The sequence below is a fragment of the Oceanobacillus senegalensis genome (assembly GCF_900176885.1).
In the GTDB taxonomy this organism is placed as follows: Bacteria; Bacillota; Bacilli; order Bacillales; family Amphibacillaceae; genus Oceanobacillus; species Oceanobacillus senegalensis.
The window spans coordinates 797052-813767 of sequence record NZ_LT839648.1; the positions used below are offsets into that span (position 1 = coordinate 797052).

General features: G+C 35.6%; 20 protein-coding genes. 10 read left to right on the forward strand and 10 right to left on the reverse strand.

What is annotated here, in order from left to right; genetic code table 11:
• Nucleotides 1-18 precede the first annotated feature (18 nt).
• Complete coding sequence (locus tag CAO17_RS03695; protein ID WP_085991475.1) at nt 19-981, forward strand: 2-hydroxyacid dehydrogenase; 963 nt, start codon at nt 19-21, stop codon at nt 979-981.
• Between the two features lie 82 nt (nt 982-1063).
• On the opposite strand, the gene CAO17_RS03700 is transcribed toward CAO17_RS03695, so the two are convergent.
• Nucleotides 1064-1288, reverse strand: coding sequence for a NifU family protein (locus CAO17_RS03700; RefSeq protein ID WP_085991476.1), 225 nt, complete (start codon nt 1286-1288; stop codon nt 1064-1066).
• A gap of 159 nt (nt 1289-1447) precedes the next feature.
• On the opposite strand from CAO17_RS03700, the gene CAO17_RS03705 reads away from it, so the two are divergent.
• From CAO17_RS03705 to CAO17_RS03715, 3 genes are all read left to right on the forward strand, one after another.
• Nucleotides 1448-1777 carry a YuzD family protein gene (locus CAO17_RS03705; protein WP_085991477.1) on the forward strand — a complete coding sequence of 110 codons (330 nt, stop codon included), beginning with the start codon at nt 1448-1450 and terminating at the stop codon, nt 1775-1777.
• A 113-nt stretch (nt 1778-1890) separates the two neighbouring features.
• Nucleotides 1891-2247, forward strand: coding sequence for a HesB/IscA family protein (locus tag CAO17_RS03710; protein ID WP_085991478.1), 357 nt, complete (start codon nt 1891-1893; stop codon nt 2245-2247).
• 131 nt (nt 2248-2378) lie between these two features.
• Complete coding sequence (locus CAO17_RS03715; RefSeq protein ID WP_245831756.1) at nt 2379-3077, forward strand: Crp/Fnr family transcriptional regulator; 699 nt, start codon at nt 2379-2381, stop codon at nt 3075-3077.
• Nucleotides 3078-3156: 79 nt separating this feature from the next.
• On the opposite strand, the gene CAO17_RS03720 is transcribed toward CAO17_RS03715, so the two are convergent.
• The gene (locus tag CAO17_RS03720) at nt 3157-4155 is read right to left on the reverse strand and encodes an NAD(P)/FAD-dependent oxidoreductase (RefSeq protein WP_085991480.1); all 999 of its coding nucleotides are present in this window, start codon (nt 4153-4155) and stop codon (nt 3157-3159) included.
• Between the two features lie 318 nt (nt 4156-4473).
• Between CAO17_RS03720 and CAO17_RS03725 the strand changes: the two genes are divergently transcribed.
• Entirely contained in the window at nt 4474-4785 is a 312-nt protein-coding gene (locus CAO17_RS03725; RefSeq protein WP_085991481.1) for a YuiB family protein, read from the forward strand.
• Nucleotides 4786-5138: 353 nt separating this feature from the next.
• Complete coding sequence (locus CAO17_RS03730; RefSeq protein WP_085991482.1) at nt 5139-5849, forward strand: 3D domain-containing protein; 711 nt, start codon at nt 5139-5141, stop codon at nt 5847-5849.
• Between the two features lie 78 nt (nt 5850-5927).
• Here CAO17_RS03730 and CAO17_RS03735 read toward each other — a convergent pair whose 3' ends face one another.
• Complete coding sequence (locus CAO17_RS03735) at nt 5928-6404, reverse strand: divergent PAP2 family protein (RefSeq protein ID WP_085991483.1); 477 nt, start codon at nt 6402-6404, stop codon at nt 5928-5930.
• Nucleotides 6405-6590: 186 nt separating this feature from the next.
• Nucleotides 6591-7298 carry a purine-nucleoside phosphorylase gene (deoD, locus tag CAO17_RS03740; RefSeq protein WP_085991484.1) on the reverse strand — a complete coding sequence of 236 codons (708 nt, stop codon included), beginning with the start codon at nt 7296-7298 and terminating at the stop codon, nt 6591-6593.
• A 198-nt stretch (nt 7299-7496) separates the two neighbouring features.
• Here deoD and CAO17_RS03745 point away from each other — a divergent pair, with 198 nt between their 5' ends.
• Nucleotides 7497-7760 carry a phosphocarrier protein HPr gene (locus tag CAO17_RS03745; RefSeq protein ID WP_085991485.1) on the forward strand — a complete coding sequence of 88 codons (264 nt, stop codon included), beginning with the start codon at nt 7497-7499 and terminating at the stop codon, nt 7758-7760.
• Between the two features lie 77 nt (nt 7761-7837).
• Here the strand turns inward: CAO17_RS03745 and kapB are convergent, their stop codons facing one another.
• A complete protein-coding gene (kapB, locus tag CAO17_RS03750) occupies nt 7838-8242 on the reverse strand; it encodes a kinase-associated lipoprotein KapB (RefSeq protein WP_085991486.1) in 405 nt (134 codons plus the stop codon).
• Nucleotides 8243-8314: 72 nt separating this feature from the next.
• On the opposite strand from kapB, the gene CAO17_RS03755 reads away from it, so the two are divergent.
• Together CAO17_RS03755 and CAO17_RS03760 are read left to right on the forward strand one after the other, a co-directional pair.
• Nucleotides 8315-8575 carry a hypothetical protein gene (locus tag CAO17_RS03755; RefSeq protein WP_245831757.1) on the forward strand — a complete coding sequence of 87 codons (261 nt, stop codon included), beginning with the start codon at nt 8315-8317 and terminating at the stop codon, nt 8573-8575.
• A gap of 114 nt (nt 8576-8689) precedes the next feature.
• Nucleotides 8690-9286: a superoxide dismutase family protein gene (locus CAO17_RS03760; RefSeq protein WP_085991487.1), complete on the forward strand. Its 597-nt coding sequence runs from the start codon at nt 8690-8692 to the stop codon at nt 9284-9286.
• A gap of 43 nt (nt 9287-9329) precedes the next feature.
• On the opposite strand, the gene CAO17_RS03765 is transcribed toward CAO17_RS03760, so the two are convergent.
• The 5 genes from CAO17_RS03765 to CAO17_RS03785 form a co-directional block, all read right to left on the reverse strand.
• On the reverse strand, nt 9330-10499 hold the full coding sequence (locus CAO17_RS03765) for a MalY/PatB family protein (protein ID WP_085991488.1): 1170 nt from the start codon (nt 10497-10499) through the stop codon (nt 9330-9332).
• Nucleotides 10500-10805: 306 nt separating this feature from the next.
• Nucleotides 10806-12152, reverse strand: a complete 1347-nt coding sequence (locus tag CAO17_RS03770) for a glucose-6-phosphate isomerase (RefSeq protein ID WP_085991489.1) — start codon at nt 12150-12152, stop codon at nt 10806-10808.
• Between the two features lie 251 nt (nt 12153-12403).
• Nucleotides 12404-12790, reverse strand: a complete 387-nt coding sequence (gene yugI, locus CAO17_RS03775) for a S1 domain-containing post-transcriptional regulator GSP13 (protein ID WP_085991490.1) — start codon at nt 12788-12790, stop codon at nt 12404-12406.
• 87 nt (nt 12791-12877) lie between these two features.
• Nucleotides 12878-13876: a potassium channel family protein gene (locus CAO17_RS03780; protein WP_085991491.1), complete on the reverse strand. Its 999-nt coding sequence runs from the start codon at nt 13874-13876 to the stop codon at nt 12878-12880.
• A 549-nt stretch (nt 13877-14425) separates the two neighbouring features.
• On the reverse strand, nt 14426-14974 hold the full coding sequence (locus CAO17_RS03785; RefSeq protein WP_085991492.1) for a thioredoxin family protein: 549 nt from the start codon (nt 14972-14974) through the stop codon (nt 14426-14428).
• Between the two features lie 289 nt (nt 14975-15263).
• Here CAO17_RS03785 and CAO17_RS03790 point away from each other — a divergent pair, with 289 nt between their 5' ends.
• A complete protein-coding gene (locus CAO17_RS03790; protein WP_085994396.1) occupies nt 15264-16262 on the forward strand; it encodes a M20/M25/M40 family metallo-hydrolase in 999 nt (332 codons plus the stop codon).
• Nucleotides 16263-16716 lie beyond the last annotated feature (454 nt).

The following is a 16716-nucleotide window of genomic DNA, read 5'->3' on the forward strand; positions in this document are numbered from 1 at the left end:
GGAAAGAGGGAAGAGTATATGAGAAAACCACTAATTTATATTTCTAGAAAGATTCCATCAGATGTATTGGAGCCTTATCAGAACCAATTTCAATTTCGTATGTGGCAAAAGGAAGATCCGGTTCCAAGATCAACCTTACTTCAAGAAATAGAAGAAGCGGAAGGACTCTTTTGTACACTAACTGAAAAGATAGACCGTGAATTACTTCAGAAAGCAACAAACTTAAAAGTTGTTGCAAATATGGCAGTTGGATTTGACAATATTAATGTAGAGTTAGCAAAGGAACATGGGGTAATAGTAACCAATACTCCAGATGTCTTAACAGAAACGACTGCAGATTTAGGATTTGCTTTATTAATGGCTACTGCGAGACGAGTAGTAGAGGCGAACAACTTCATAAAAAATAATCGATGGGATAATTGGGCACCGTTTTTACTTGCTGGTTCTGACATTCATCATAAAACAATCGGAATTGTTGGAATGGGAAGAATTGGTGAAGCAGTAGCCAAACGGGCGAAAGGCTTTGATATGCCTATTTTATATCATAATCGTACACGTAAATTAGAAGCGGAGAAGAAACTAGGGGCTACCTATGTGAGCTTTGATGATTTATTAGAAAAGTCCGATTTTGTTGTGTCTGTAGTTCCATTAACAGAGGAAACGAACCAATTATTTAATGAAGCTGCATTTCAAAAAATGAAGGATTCTGCTATCTTTGTTAATATCTCTAGAGGGAGAACCGTTGATGAGGAAGCTTTAATTCATGCACTGGAAACGAAACAACTTAAAGCGGCTGGATTAGATGTGTTTGTTAACGAACCAATTAAAGGCGAGCACCCATTGATGAAGTTAGATAACGTAGTATGTCTTCCGCATATTGGTTCGGCAAGTATGGAGACGCGTACAAAAATGATAGAATTATGCTTAGAAAACATTTCAGGCGTCTTACTAGGTACAGGACCAAAAACACCGATAAATTAAAATAGATGGTGCTGATTTTGATAGGTAAAATAAAAAAAGGCAGGTACGACTGATTCTCGTAACCTGTCTTCTTCTAAATGTGTTAAAATACTTGTTCTATTTCTTTTACACCGGGAACTTCAGAAGTCAATGCTCGTTCGATTCCGGCTTTTAAGGTGATGGTAGAACTTGGACAATTTCCGCAAGCTCCCATTAGTCGAAGAAGAACAATACCATCTTCATCAACATCAACTAATTCTACATCTCCGCCGTCACGCAATAGGAATGGACGCAATTTGTTTAATACCTCTTGTACTTGTTCATACATATCCATCTTCTCCTTTCCCTAATTTTATTATAAGATGTGTAAAGTGAAAAATCCATTGTATTTTAGCGATTTATCTTCTAAATAATTAGTTACTTTTATTTTATCTTTATATTAACATTTTGTAAAATAAAAGAAACTGAAAATGGGAGGATTCTAATTTTGAATGAAAAGAAAATAACAATTACAGTGTATGGGGCTGAACAAATTTGTGCAAGTTGTGTTGGAGCACCGGGTTCTGTAGATACGTATGAATGGATTCAGGCTGCGATTAGTAGAAAGTATGGACAAAAACCATATATAAATTATAAATATGTAGATATTAATCAGCCTCCGAATGAGAAAAAGCATCAGGAATTTATAAAACGCATTGTAGATGAGGATTTGTTTTGGCCGATTATCCTGATTAATGACGAAATCATTGCAGAAGGTATCCCACGTTTGAAATCAGTTTACAAAGCTTTGGAAAAACATGGGGTTGAACCATCATAGAGAAGTGGAAAATTTATAATAAACTAAGTATCTATAAAGTAAATTAGTTGAAGTTAAAGGGGTTAGTTTGTATACTTAATAGTAATAATGTGAATAGGGGAGGGTCCGTGATAATGATTATTAACTTAACTGACCAAGCAAGTGATCGCATTAAAGAAATGATGAAGGAAGAAAGTGAGAACGTACGTCTTCGTTTCGGTGTTAAGGGTGGTGGATGTAGCGGATTATCTTATTCCATTGGCTTCGATTATGAAGTAAATGAAGAGTTAGACTTAAAAGAGGAAATTAACGGAATTCCTGTCACTGTTAACTCACAGGATGTAGCGATCATAGAAGGAACAACCATTGATTACAAGGAAAATATGATGGGTGGAGGATTTACGATTGATAATCCGAAAGCGGTATATTCTTGTGGTTGTGGATCATCCTTCCGTACAAAAGATGTTGTAGGAACACCTGGCGATTGTTAAGATAAACTAGAATGCTCTACATAGAGTGTTCTAGTTTTTTTAGTTAGAACAAATGGTTATGAAATCCTCCTTATCATATAATGAATAAGTTATAATGAAGGAAAATGAAACAAGATGGAGGAGTAATTATATTGAGTGATGCTTGTAATCATGGACCGAGTATGAATCAACTATGTGTTTCAAAAGTACCCTTTTTTAATCACTTAACATACGACGAGATGCTAAAAATTGCTGAGATGAGCCGTCACTTGAATTTTAAGAAAGGGGAAATTATATACCATGATGGGGACCCATTAGAATCACTTTATATCGTACATAAAGGAACAGTGAAAATATATCAGCTGTTTGAGTCTGGTAAAGAACAGCTTTTACGTGTATTAGAATCTGGTGAATTTATGGGTGAGCTTGCCTTATTCACGAATAAAACGTTGGACAGTTATGCAGAGACAATGGAGAAAACCGAGATTTGTTCCATTCATCGTGATGATATGCAGGAACTGATGCATCAGCACCCAACAATTGCAGTGAAAATTCTGGAGCAATTTAGCAATCGTTTAGATGAAACCGAGAAATTAGTAGGAAATTTAAGTGCCAAAGATGTTGAAACAAGGATAGCAGATTATTTAGTGGAGCTTGTAAATAAGGCGGGGTCAATTGAGATTGAACTCCCGATGAGTAAGAAAGACCTTGCCTCGTATCTAGGAACAACCTCGGAGACAATTAGTAGGAGACTTTCCAATTTTCAAACCCACGGATGGATAGAGCAAAAGGGTCAGCGTAAAATTCGTATTCTAGACCAAGATGTTCTAGAGGAACTCTCTCATGGATAATGTATATTATATATTTTCAACTGAAAAAAGGCTACCTTACATGAAAATGTATGATAGCCTTTTTTGACTAGAAATATTTTTATGATTGGAATATCTCCATATCAGATGAGTGCTTCGGTTGCACTCTTGCTTTTGGATTGATATAGCGCATTGCATTATTAACTGCTGTTGGTCCCTCGCCAAAACCTGTTGCAATTAAGTTTACTTTTCCTTCATATGTACAAACATCTCCCGCAGCATAAATTCCTGGGATATTTGTTTCCATTTTTGTGTTGACAACAATGCTATTTTTTTCAATATTTAAGCCCCAGTCTTTAATTGGACCAAGTTTGGAAATGAATCCATAATTACAAATAATGGAGTCTGGTTCAAGCTCGATTGTTTTTTCCCCTTTTACTTCCTGGATGATCAAACGATCAATTTTGTCGGAAGTAGTAATATCAGCAGCTGCAAAAGGTGTTAATATCTCTGCAGATGACTCCTTAAGCTGTCTAACACTATGTTCATGTGCTCTAAATTGATCACGACGATGTACCAATGTAACTTTCTTTGCAATTGGTTCAAGCATAAGCGCCCAGTCTACAGCTGAGTCTCCACCACCTAAGAGGACAACATGCTGACCTTTGAATTGATTCATATCCCGTACATAATAATGAAGATTTTTACCTTCGAATTGTTCACTATCACCAATATTGAGACGGCGTGGTTGGAATGCTCCGTTTCCAGCCGTAATAATCATTGTTTTTGTAAGATGCACCTCACCAGTATTAGAAGTAAGCTTAAGTGTTTGATCCTCCAGCCGTTCTACCTTTTCAATTGATTGGTTTAGTACAATGGTTGGATCGAAAGCTCTTGCCTGTTTTTCTAAATTATCAACAAGTTCTTTAGCTCGAATCTTTGGAAATCCAGCAACATCATATATATATTTCTCTGGATACAGGGCCTCTAATTGTCCACCAGTGTGTGGTAAACTTTCAATTACTTTTACACTTGCTTGTCGCAACCCACCGTAAAAAGCAGTGAATAGTCCAGCAGGGCCTGCTCCAATTATGGTGACATCAAAAACTTTTTCAGACATGATAATACCCTCATTTCTTTATTGATTCCCTAGCTGTGCCAACATTATCGTACCACAAACCAGATTTGATTGGTATAAATATAAATGAAGTGTAAAATGTTGGGAGAACATATACGTTTACTAAGTTGATTGGGGGGAGGGTTAAAAATAATGTGTAGTAAATTGGTAAGACTGATGTTTGAGTAAATACCGCTAGGAAAATCAACAAGAGCCCATTTCTTGCACTTATAGATGAAGTCTCTTTGCTTTTTTGTCGAATTCATATAAAATAATACTAATGTAGATATCATGATACAAGCAAAGCAAGGGGGACCCTCCATGATTCAATTAATTGTTTCTATTCTTTTATATTTTGTTATGTTTTTCGGTGTTGCATTTATTATTAATATGCTTATTCGTAAAACCTGGCTTATGGCTGTTTTATATCCATTTATTGTTATTCTAATGATTGATAATTTATCAACATGGGAATATATTGCCAGTCCAGGACAGGCCTTTTCTTCGCTGGGAAATATATTAGGAAATCTAACCGCATATGATATCGTTCTATTTGTGTTTGGTTTTCTTGGGACGATAGTGGCGGGTTATGTAATGAAATTACTACGTAGAAGCGGTTATCAGATGTTTTAATGAAATAAGAATTCTATACCTATTATTTTTTAAGACGATACCATTAATATGGTATTGTCTTTTTGCTTTTATACCATAAATTTTATAGCAGAAATTTATGAATTTATGAAAAGGAAACTATAATTTGTATTACATTTTGTTTTAAATGTTTTTACTTATCTGAAATATAATAGTTGTTATGTATAAAACCAACTTTTTTGGAAACGCTGAACTGGTAGATAGAAAAAACCTTTGAATTTCAATATATTGGTATATTCCGATTTCAAATGCGCTCATCTGTTGTGGTTCTATTAGGTTTTGGCAATATACCAAACTAAAACAGCTTCAAAGGTAATTACCAGAGAGGTGTTAAAATGAAAGGAAAAGATATTTTTCGGAGAGTGACATTGTCATTTTTATTTTTAATAGCACTTTATGTGACAGTTGCCTCCATATCTAACTTAACCATTACAGATTTTAAGGTATGGGCAGTAAACTTGCAATCGAGTGCTTTTGATGATAATCATACTTCGAATTTACGTCCTATTGCTTTAAAAGAAAAAGAATTAAATGTTGCAGAATCGATAGAAAGATTAATTTCAAATAATGAAATAGAAGCGCCGGCTACATTAGAGGAAGCAGTAAATGTGGAACAATATCCTTCTAAGACAGTAGTTGCTACAGGCTATACAGCTGGTGTCGAGTCAACTGGAAAGACAAGCTCTCATCCTCAATATGGAATCACGTATTCTGGTGTAGAGGTTACGAGAGACCTATATTCCACCATTGCTGCTGATACAAGTGTATTCCCAATTGGAACCATTCTTTTTATCCCTGGTTATGGGTATGGTGTGGTAGCGGATACTGGTAGTGCGATAAAAGGAAACAAAATTGATTTATATTATCATACCGTTGAAGATGTCTATTCAGAGTGGGGTAAAAAAGAACTAGATGTATATGTTGTTAAACAAGGTGATGGATCATTAACAGAAGATGAGTTAGAACAATTGAATAAAAATGAAGCATTACAGGTTTTTAGACAACAGATTAACTCGAAAAGTGATAATGAGCAGGAAGACTCCTAAAAGGAAAAGGAGTCTTTTTTTATCGCTGGTTAAGGATAGTAAGGGATGAAAGAACCCCCCACTGATTGAGGATTCACTTTATAAAAAAAGTGGATAGAGCAGAAAAGCTACGATGACTCCGGTTACTCCCCCGAAAAAAACCTCACTTGGCTCATGTCCGAGTAGTTCCTTTAACTCCTTTCGCTTTTCATATTCTTCTTTTCGATTCCAGTCTTTCGCGTGTTCAAAGAATAATTGTAAATCATCTAACAGTCGATTAAGAACCACTGCATGCCTTCCCGCATGTCTACGAACCCCTGAAGCATCATACATGGTAATTACACTAAAGATTGCAGCAATAGCAAATAACGATGAGGAAACTCCCTCGATAATCCCAACTCCAGTCGTTAACGCTGAAACAGCTGCAGAATGACTACTAGGCATCCCACCTGTACTAAAGGCGATACTTGGTGTGAATTCTCTTGTAACAAAAAATTTGATTGGGATTTTTATAAATTGAGCGAAAATGATTGCTGATAATGCTGCCCATATCGGGAAGTTGTAAAATAATTCCATCTAATCCAAAACACCTTTCTGCTCAAAAATTTATTTTTAGATTATGTTTTAATTCATTTTTTAATATGGATTAATTTTGAGAGGAACATGAAATATCTTCCAGTATAGATGTTGTTATTTTACCACATGGACAATATGTGGTAAATAAAAGAAAAAACGGGGTTTCCCCCGTCTCCTCAATTATGCTTATTTAATAATTGCATCAAGTGCAATTTCCATCATTTCGTTAAATGTGGTTTGGCGCTCCTGTGCTGTGGTTTCTTCTCCGGTAAGAATGTGGTCGGATACTGTTAGAACCGATAATGCTTGTCGACCATATTTTGCAGCAAGGGTATATAGTGCGGTGGACTCCATTTCTATTCCAAGCACTTGGTAGCTTGCCAATAGTTCATTAATTTCTTTGGCATTTTCCCTATAGAATGAATCACTTGTGAAGACATTCCCTACTCGGAGATTTAATCCTTTTTGCGTTCCAATTTCATAGGCATTTCTTAAAAGCTTGAAGTCTGCTATTGGGGCGAAATCAATTCCGTTAAAGAGCATTCGATTCGTTTGTGAATCGGTTGTGGCACCTTGTGCTAGGATAACATCTCTTACTTTTACATCCTTTTGTAAAGCGCCACAGGTTCCAACACGAATCATTTTCTGAACATCATATTCACGGATTAACTCATTTACATAAATGGAAATGGAAGGAACTCCCATTCCAGTTCCTTGAACGGATACACGTTCTCCTTTATAAGTCCCTGTAAAACCAAGCATCCCACGAACCTCATTGTATTGGCTCACATTTTCTAAGAAGTTTTCAGCAATAAATTTTGCTCGTAATGGATCACCTGGTAATAATATTTTATCGGCAATTTCTCCTTTTTTTGCACCAATATGTACACTCATCCATAAAATCCTCCTTCAACTTTCCTTTTGTTCAAGGTAAACGGTACCATAATGTCAAATTAAAGACAAATTGTGGTACGATTTAAATCGTTTTGTTTTCAAAAATTGAATGGATTGTATATAATAATTATTGTTATACCGTACACACTATATATAGAAATTGTACGAGTACTTATTAGTAGTGGAAGGATGAATACAATGAAATCTCAAACATTTACAATCACAGCAGAAACTGGTGTCCATGCAAGACCAGCTACTTTGCTAGTAAACAAAGCAGGTCAATTTCAATCAGATATTAATGTGGTTTATAAAGGTAAAAGCGTTAATTTGAAATCCATTATGGGGGTTATGTCATTAGGAATCCCAAGTGGAGGAGAGATTGAAATAACTGCGGAAGGTAATGATGAAGAGGAAGCAATCGCAGCTCTATCAGAAGTAATTAAAGAACATTTAGGTGAATAAATAATGAAAAAATCGCTAGTGGTCTTCCTGGCAATTTAGATAATACCTAAGATTTTAAAAAGCTAGAGGGGAGTTCTCTAGCTTTTTATTTGATAGTATCGTTTTTCATAGTAATTTTTTTCAAGATCATTTAATTTTTGTAAAGCTGCTCGATTATACTCCGAAGGCTCCTTAGTAAGTTTCTCCTTATATATATTAACTGCTTTTCCTAAAGATTCCCCATAAGGAAGAACTGGTTCTTCGTATGGATGGACTGCTGCTTTTTTAACATTCATCTTTTCTTGGTAATATAGAGCCTTTCGTTCATGAAAAAAGACTCCTTCAACTTTTCCCATATTGTGTATATCCCCCTGTAATGGGTGTTTGTGAACAGCCATCACCTCAACGAGATAATGCATTCCTCTGTCTTCTTTGATTTTACCTATGTAAGTTCCTGAATTATAGTGAGCTTTAACTATGTCGCCAATATTTACTTCTGCCATCTATTATCACCTCTACTCGTATTGTGCCAAAAATGGAGTCAATAAGCTAATTTTTGAATTGAGTGATTTTCCATGTCTGATACTTCTGTTATAATTAAACTGGAAGGAAGTGATTCTAGAGTGTATATATTGATGCCTTTTCTATATTTTCCTGAGGATAAATCAGAATATATTCCGGCAGTTATATCATTAGTAATATTTATGACATTAGCCGGTGTTGCAATGTACTTATTTTACAAAAAGTCAAAAAGTGAAGAACAGGAATTTAAGCAAAAATACGAAAAGAGGTTGGACGAAACTGAAAATTCATCTTCATCAGAATCCCAAAAATAAAATCCTCTCCTAGTTGGAGGGGATTTTTTTATTAGAGATAGAGTGGTGAAGTACCCGAATAATTATGCCTGTTTGTTGGATAATAACAAAAAAGTGCTTAAAGGAGTTAGAGGCATGCGTTTATTTTTATTTGTTTTTTCTTTATTGTTCTTAGTAGCTTGTAATGGAAATGGAACAAATGATGAAACTACTCGTTCCGTTGATATGTATAATGGCGATGGGGATATGGTGGGATCGGCAACTTTGAATGAGATGCCTGACGGTGTGCAAATTAAATTGAAACTAGAGGGATTAGAACCAGGCTATCATGGTATCCATGTTCATGAATATGCAACCTGTGAAGGTCCCGATTTTAAAAGTGCTGGGAATCATTTGGATCCAGAAGGGAAAGAACATGGTTTAATGCATCCAGAAGGAGCACATCTGGGGGACTTACCAAACATAGAAGCAGATTCAGCTGGATTAGTGGATATAGAGTTGATGCTTGCTGGAGCCAAATTAACAGAAGGGAAAAAGTCCATTTTACGAGGAGAAGGGACATCTTTGATTGTACATGAAAAACAGGATGATGGGGTAAGTCAACCTGCTGGTGAATCTGGTGTTAGAATTATGTGTGGGGAAATTAAAGCAGATCCAAATGCAGATTCTGATTCAAATACAGAGAAATCACCAACTGATCCTACAGAGACGAATGAGAAGCAAAGTGAATAAAATTAAAAACCCGCATCATTTTTGCGGGTTTTTGATATTGATATTATTTATTTTTAACAGCATGAATAATACGATTTACTCCTTCTTCAACTGTTGCCTTAGGGCAAGCAATATTCATTCGCATGAATTGCTCACCTTCTTCACCGTAGTCAATCCCAGCATTAAGACCAATTTTCGCTTCTTGTACCATGAACTGTTTTAATTCTTTTGCACCTAAACCTAATGAACTGCAGTCAATCCAAACCAAATAGGTGCCCTCTGAACGAATAACTTTTAAATCTGTATGGCTTTCAATTTTCTCTGTTACATAATTTTTATTATCTTCTAAAACAGCTATTAATTCATCTAGCCAAGGTGCACCATACTTGTAAGCAGATTCCAATGCTGTATTAGCCATGGTATTAAGACCGTTTCCATGTCCTTGCTTGTTAAATTCTGCAATTAATTTTTTTTGTTTTTCTTTATTACTTGTAATGACATAGGATGCTTCTAATCCAGCTAGATTAAATGTTTTAGATGGTGCCATGCATGTAACCGTTTGCTCTGCAATATCCTCTGATAAAGAAGCAATCGGAATATGTTTCTCACTAGGGAATACAAGATCTGCATGAATTTCATCGGACAAAATGATGACATCGTATTTTAGACAAAGACGTGCCATTTCTTTTAATTCGTCATTTTTCCATACCCTACCTACTGGATTATGCGGAGAGCATAATATAAACGCTTTTACACCCGATTTTAATTTTTTCTCAAAATCTTCAAAATCAATGGTATAATAATTATCTTTTTTAATTAGTGGATTTTTAACAAGTTCTCGATCATGTGCGTCGATTACCTTATAAAAAGGAGAATAAACTGGTGTTTGGATAAGAACTTTATCTTTAGGTTCAGTAAATGCCTGTATAGCCATATGCAAGCTTGTTACAACACCTTTACTAAAGGAAAGCCAATCTCGATTAATTTTCCAATCATGACGTGATTTCATCCAATTAACTATCGTGTCCTTGACTTCATTATCAACAACGGTATAACCGTAAATGCCATGTTCCGCACGTTTTATTAATGCCTCATTCACTTCTTTGGGTGCCTTGAAATCCATGTCCGCAACCCACATTGGTAATACGTCCTCCGTTTGGAAAATCACTTTACGCATATCCCATTTCACAGAACGAGTGTTCAATCGATCATGTACTTCTTCAAAGATACTCATATGTAATTAATCCTCCTTACATCATTAGGAATTATTATATCAGAAAATAAACAGATTCATTAGAAAAAAGGCAAAAAAAAAAAGCAAAGCGTTTTAAACGCCTTGCATACAGGGGGAATACGAGAAAGTCTTACGTTAATAGTTATACCCACTGTGGAGAATTATAAACCTCATTTTTAAAAAATATATTTAAAGTTTTTAACTAGCTACATTTAATAGTGGATAATCATCAAAAAATTATGATTGGGAAAGAATATATGCCTAAAGAAAAAACATCTCAGCAAAAACTGAGATGTTTTTAATTTTTTATAAGCGTTTTTCTAATTCTTCTTTTTGATTTTCAAAGCCTGGTTTTCCAAGTAAAGCAAACATGTTTTTCTTGTATGCTTCCACACCTGGTTGATCGAATGGATTTACACCAAGAAGGTAGCCACTCATTCCACATGCCTTTTCAAAGAAATAAACAAGATAGCCAAATGTATAGGCATCAATCTTAGGGATTTCTACTATTAAATTTGGAACATCTCCATCGGTATGTGCAAGCATCGTACCTTGGAATGCTTTGTCATTGATTTCATGAATTGTTTTGCCTGCTAAATAATTCAGACCATCAGAGTTATTTTCTTCTGCTTCTAATGTTAAATCTTTTTTCGATTCATTTACATGAAGAACTGTTTCGAAAATGTTACGACGTCCTTCTTGAATGTATTGTCCTAATGAATGTAGGTCTGTGGTAAAGTTTGCAGATGAAGGATAAATTCCTTTTTGATCTTTCCCTTCACTTTCTCCAAATAATTGTTTCCACCATTCTGAAAAATATTGTAAGCTTGGCTCATAATTAATAAGGAGCTCGGTAACTTTCCCTTTGTTGTATAAAATGTTTCGTACAGCTGCGTATTGGTATGCTGGATTCCTATCAAGAGATGGTTCTCGGAAATCATTCATTGCATCCTTCGCACCTTGCATCATTTCGTCAGTTGAAACCCCACTAACGGCAATTGGAAGCAAACCAACAGCTGTTAGTACTGAGTAGCGTCCACCTACATCATCAGGGATTACAAATGTTTCATATCCAGCTTCATCTGCTGAGGTTTTTAATGCACCTTTTGATTTATCTGTTGTAGCAAAGATACGTGTTTTCGCTTCTTCTTGTCCATATTTCTCTTCTAATAGCTTTTTGAAAATACGAAAAGCAACAGCAGGTTCTGTTGTAGTACCGCTTTTAGAAATAACGTTGATTGAGAAATCCTTACCTTTTAGTATATCAAATAGTTCACTCATATATGTGGAACTTAAATGATGACCAACAAAGATGATTTGTGGAGCCTTTCTATCTTCCTTAGAAAGTAAATTTTGAAAAGAGTGATTCAGCATTTCTAAAGCAGCACGCGCACCTAAGTAAGAACCACCAATACCGATTACAAGTAAGACATCGGAGTTATTTCTAATTCTTTCAGCAGCCGCTTTGATGCGTCCATACTCTTCCTTGTCGTAGTTCTCAGGTAAATCAACCCATCCTAAAAAGTCACTTCCAGCACCTGTTTTATTATGTAGCATGTTATGTGCTGATTGAACAAAATTATTTAGGTTGTCTAACTCATGCTGACCAAAGAATGATAGTGCTTTATCATAATTAAATGATACATGTGTCATGTAATTTCCTCCTTTTAAAATTAATTACTATTTCTAGTATGTACATAGTTTACTTTATCGAAATCAATATGTGAAATCAAGAATGATTGTTCAATGAATAAATTAAGAGGGGAGAGGAGTTGATTTGTATGGGTTGGGAGAAAACTGATAAGTGGATATGCCAGTAAGTGGATGTGGAAGCCCAAGCTAGGTACTAAAAGAAAATAAATAAAAAGCATGCGCCATATTTTTGCACATGCTAAATAGAGGTTTTAGTTTTTAAACGTACCTTCACGCTCTTTAGATTGTTCAATCCATTCTTGTAGTTTATCTTTTAAGGTATTAAAGCCAGCTGTATCCGATTCTTGTTTTGGAGCTTGTTGTTTCTTAGCTGGTTTTGCTTGCTGTTTTGGTGCTTCTTCTGTTGCACGAATGGATAGAGAAACTTTATTTTTCTCTTCATCTACGTTTAACACTTTAACTTTTACTTCATCCCCAACTGTTAAATGATCGTTAATATCTTTAACAAATCCGTGAGTAATTTCAGAAATATGAACTAATCCCTGTGTTTCTTCATCTAAAGCAATAAACGCTCCATATGGCTGTATACCAGTTACTTTACCATCTAATACTTGACCAGCCTCAAATTTACTTGTCATGCTGAACATCTCCTATTCGATTCATTTCACACAATAAACTATTTTAGCATATAATAGGAATTCTCGCAAAGGTAAATAGAATCCCTCTTACCAATCTATTAAAGAGAGTAGAATATCTCCTTCCTTTAGTACAAAGCCCGGAGTTGGGTGAATTTTGTAGGAATTATCACGAATCACACCTAGTAAAAGATGACCTTGTTTAAGAAATATAGTGGAGGCTTCTAAAAAGTTTACGTCCATTAATTCCTTGGGACACTTTGTGTGAGAAAATTGTTTCTGGGTTAATAGGTGTATAATATCTTCAAATGGTTTGGACGTTTTCTTATGAGATAATTCATGGAAAAACAAAACACTCATGAAATCATTAGAACGAATAACCGTTGTGGCTCCTGCTCTTAGAGCGTTCTCCACCTGCGATTTTGATAATATTTCTGTAACAATCGGAATGTCTGGGTTATTTCCACGTACTGCTAATACGGAAAGAATGGTCCAGTTATCGGCATCCCGTTCATTTTTGTGAACATCCGCAGTGATAAGAACTTTGGAAGCATGATTAATGTTTGCCATTTTTAAGATTTCATCTTCTATTGCATCACCATGGATAAAATGGACAGGGAAATGGTGATAAAATATTTCTTTTTCCGTATGATCAATTATAACAATCTGTATTTCTGGAAATTTATCTACAACGGTTTTAATTAATTGCCTAGTTCGTTCATTCCATCCGATGATAATTAAGTGCTGGTTCCCTTTAAATTTTAATTTTCCATTTAGTAGATCTTGTTCTCTTTGAATGGTAGCAGAGGATATGGAGGAGATATAAAAAGCAATGATTCCTCCTCCAGTAAGGATCAAGGATATAGCAACGATTCGACCTGTGGTTGTTAAAGGTACATAGTCCCCATAACCAACCGTTGCAGCTGTTACTAATGCCCACCAAGTCCCTTCAAAAATCGTAGGAAATTGTGCTGGTTCCAAAAAATGTATAATGGTTCCAAAGAAAGTCATAAGGAGCACAGCTGCTATTAGTAATTTAACAATATTAGGTAATCGAAAATAAAGTTGTTTAACAAATTTTAAAGTCATTCCATTCACCTAGTCTAAGGGGATGAGTAGTTGTAGCATATATTATGCACAAAAACTGTTGCGAATTATACCTATAGGAAGGAAAGAGGAAGGATTGGCTGAATTGCATTAGGATGAAATCAAGCTATTGAGGTCGGGACAAGAGTATTTTCTCACCATGAAACCTTTACATGATTGATGCATAAAAAAACGCCCTTAGAAAGTGTCGTGTATTTCCAGAACGGTATTTACAATCCAACTACCGTATTACGTTATTGAACATAATTTAGAAACTACGAAGATAAATTTATAAAAAACCAAAAAAGAGGCCGGGACAAAAGTGTTTATATCAATATGAAATCCGAACATGGTCGTGCATATAATCCGCTACGAAAATACACTACGCGCACCTTAGGCCGCTGCTGAGCCTACTTCGAGCTATCGTTCTTCGTAGTCTCACCTAGGCTTTTCTTGCCGCAACTCTCCGTGTATTTCCTTCGCTAGTAAGCAATGTTCGGATTTGGGCTAAACACTTTAGTTATGTCCCAGACTCTCTTCCGTTTAAAGGCATTAGGATAGTCTCTCTTTTAAGCTTTCGTAAACATTGGTCCAAAAATCCGAATTTTCCTGGAAGGTTTTGTTTATGGAACCATACAGCTCTTTTGTTTTCTCTTGAAAATCGTCCGCATCTTTTGATGGTAGGGTATTTCGTGAATCGTCTACAAATTGTTGAACCTCTTTAGCACGCGGTCCCCATTTGGCAATTTCATTTCCGTTTTCATCAATAAAAATAAAAATTGGAATAGAGCGGGATTTTCCGTTAGTTAAATACTGATCCATTAATTCAAGGTTTTGGTCTCGTAATAGCATCCGTACTTCGATATTGGCCTTTTCCGATAGTTTTAAAAGAATAGGAACATTAAGCATAGCGTCTCCACACCAGTCTTCTGTTAGAACGATAGCTCTTAGATTTTTTGCTTTTACTTTTTCAAAAAATACTTCGTCATCCGGCAAAACGAATTGGTTATAGATGTACTGTAACCCTTCTTTATTAGTTTTCATGGATTTAATATATGTTTCTGCAGATATTGCCTTGTCAAACCATTGATTTAATTCCATCAAATCAACTCCTCCATTTTCTTTTTATTTTATCTATATCCATAAGTAAGGTAAATAAAAGTGCTTAACCTAAACTAAAGAGCTTTAAAAACACGGAATGATCTTCAAACGACACAATCTATAATCTATTTACTGGAATTTATATTTAATTCAGTGTAAAATGAGCTGGTATATTCATAAGAAAGTTCGTTTTGTAGATAGGGAATAAATCGTGTAGGAGGAAAGAGCTTTGAAAACATTTAATAAGGATTTCTTATTAGAATTATTGAATACACCGTCCCCATCAAGCATGGAAATGGAAATACAGAAGAAGTGGATAAATTATGTAAAGGATTTTGCTGATGAGATAAGAACGGATAATGCGGGAAATGCAATTGGTGTATTAAATCCAAATGCTCCTTTTAAAATTCTTCTAGCCGGTCACTGTGACGAAATTGCGCTAGTTGTTAATCGAATCGATGAAAACGGTTATTTGCATTTCGAAAAGATGGGTGGAATCAATCCCAAAGCAGCAGTAGGTATGCGTGTAACTGTTCTTGGATATAACGGTACAACTACTGGTGTGATCGGAGTAAATGCACAGCATCATGGTGGTTTGAAAAATGACTTTGACCTCCATGATTTGTTTATCGATTGTGGATACAAATCAAAAGCAGAGGCGGAAGAATTTGTACAAATTGGAGACCTTTGTGTATACAAGACAGAACCAGAAATTCTCATGAATCGATATGTTGCTGGTCGAGGCCTAGACAATCGAACTGGTGCCTTTATTGTAGCTGAAATATTAAAACGCTTGTCAGAAAGAGATATACAGGTTGGGGTTTACGCAGCTAGCACAGTGAATGAGGAGACAAACATGGGAGGAGCGTATTTTGCAGCAGCTGGAATTGAGCCGACTCTTGCAATAGCCTGTGATGTAACCTTTAGTACCGACTATCCTGGTGTCGATAAAAATAAGCATGGAGATGTCCGATTAGAAAAAGGCCCTGTTTTAGCTAAAGGAGCTCCTATTAATATTAAAGCCAATAAATTACTTGAAAAGACAGCTAAAAAATTGGAAATAGATTTACAGTATGAACTAACACCTAGAATGACAGGTACAGATGCAGACAAAATGCGTTTAACAGGAAAAGGTGTTCCAGTTTCCCTAGTATCTTTACCATTACGTTATATGCATTCACCAGTAGAAACAGCTAGTCTGAAGGATATGGAAGAAGAAATTGAATTACTTGTGACATTTATTTCAGATTTAACAGGAGAAGAAAGCTTAAAACCATTAGAAGACTAGTAATAATGAAAGGCTGTTTTTCGTATATTTTGTTGCTTCATGTGTCGTACTAGAAGGATGATGTGACGCAACTGATGAAATTTATTGGTACATGTCGATGTAACTTTACTAATTAGCTTAATACCAGTATGTGCGTAAATACCGATACGGGAATACACTGCGCTAGTATTGAGTTTTCTTACACTAAATCAATATTAATTAGCTGATAAAAGTATCCCACTATTAAGCTGGTTGATTGGAGCGAAGGGCAGTCGACTCCAGTGGGAATAGCACGTGTTTGAAGCCTCCGAAGTGGTGGTTTTCCGCTACGGTGGCTGAGGCTGTTTCCGTGGAAAGCGACTGTCCGTAGCGGAAATCAACGTTGCACCAATATGAAATAGAGTTAATACACATCATATCAATTATATGCATAAAACAAAACAACAATCTTTTAGAAAACTACCTAATGAAAAGA

Excerpts from the sequence above, each read along its gene's own strand:
- CAO17_RS03695 (WP_085991475.1), top strand. The coding sequence starts at position 19 with ATGAGAAAACCACTAATTTATATTTCTAGAAAGATTCCATCAGATGTA.
- CAO17_RS03700 (WP_085991476.1), bottom strand. The coding sequence starts at position 1,288 with ATGTATGAACAAGTACAAGAGGTATTAAACAAATTGCGTCCATTCCTA.
- CAO17_RS03710 (WP_085991478.1), top strand. The coding sequence starts at position 1,891 with ATGATTATTAACTTAACTGACCAAGCAAGTGATCGCATTAAAGAAATG.
- CAO17_RS03720 (WP_085991480.1), bottom strand. The coding sequence starts at position 4,155 with ATGTCTGAAAAAGTTTTTGATGTCACCATAATTGGAGCAGGCCCTGCT.
- CAO17_RS03725 (WP_085991481.1), top strand. The coding sequence starts at position 4,474 with ATGATTCAATTAATTGTTTCTATTCTTTTATATTTTGTTATGTTTTTC.
- CAO17_RS03730 (WP_085991482.1), top strand. The coding sequence starts at position 5,139 with ATGAAAGGAAAAGATATTTTTCGGAGAGTGACATTGTCATTTTTATTT.
- CAO17_RS03735 (WP_085991483.1), bottom strand. The coding sequence starts at position 6,404 with ATGGAATTATTTTACAACTTCCCGATATGGGCAGCATTATCAGCAATC.
- deoD (WP_085991484.1), bottom strand. The coding sequence starts at position 7,298 with ATGAGTGTACATATTGGTGCAAAAAAAGGAGAAATTGCCGATAAAATA.
- CAO17_RS03745 (WP_085991485.1), top strand. The coding sequence starts at position 7,497 with ATGAAATCTCAAACATTTACAATCACAGCAGAAACTGGTGTCCATGCA.
- kapB (WP_085991486.1), bottom strand. The coding sequence starts at position 8,242 with ATGGCAGAAGTAAATATTGGCGACATAGTTAAAGCTCACTATAATTCA.
- CAO17_RS03755 (WP_245831757.1), top strand. The coding sequence starts at position 8,315 with ATGTCTGATACTTCTGTTATAATTAAACTGGAAGGAAGTGATTCTAGA.
- CAO17_RS03760 (WP_085991487.1), top strand. The coding sequence starts at position 8,690 with ATGCGTTTATTTTTATTTGTTTTTTCTTTATTGTTCTTAGTAGCTTGT.
- CAO17_RS03765 (WP_085991488.1), bottom strand. The coding sequence starts at position 10,499 with ATGAGTATCTTTGAAGAAGTACATGATCGATTGAACACTCGTTCTGTG.
- CAO17_RS03770 (WP_085991489.1), bottom strand. The coding sequence starts at position 12,152 with ATGACACATGTATCATTTAATTATGATAAAGCACTATCATTCTTTGGT.
- yugI (WP_085991490.1), bottom strand. The coding sequence starts at position 12,790 with ATGACAAGTAAATTTGAGGCTGGTCAAGTATTAGATGGTAAAGTAACT.
- CAO17_RS03780 (WP_085991491.1), bottom strand. The coding sequence starts at position 13,876 with ATGACTTTAAAATTTGTTAAACAACTTTATTTTCGATTACCTAATATT.
- CAO17_RS03785 (WP_085991492.1), bottom strand. The coding sequence starts at position 14,974 with ATGGAATTAAATCAATGGTTTGACAAGGCAATATCTGCAGAAACATAT.
- CAO17_RS03790 (WP_085994396.1), top strand. The coding sequence starts at position 15,264 with ATGGAAATGGAAATACAGAAGAAGTGGATAAATTATGTAAAGGATTTT.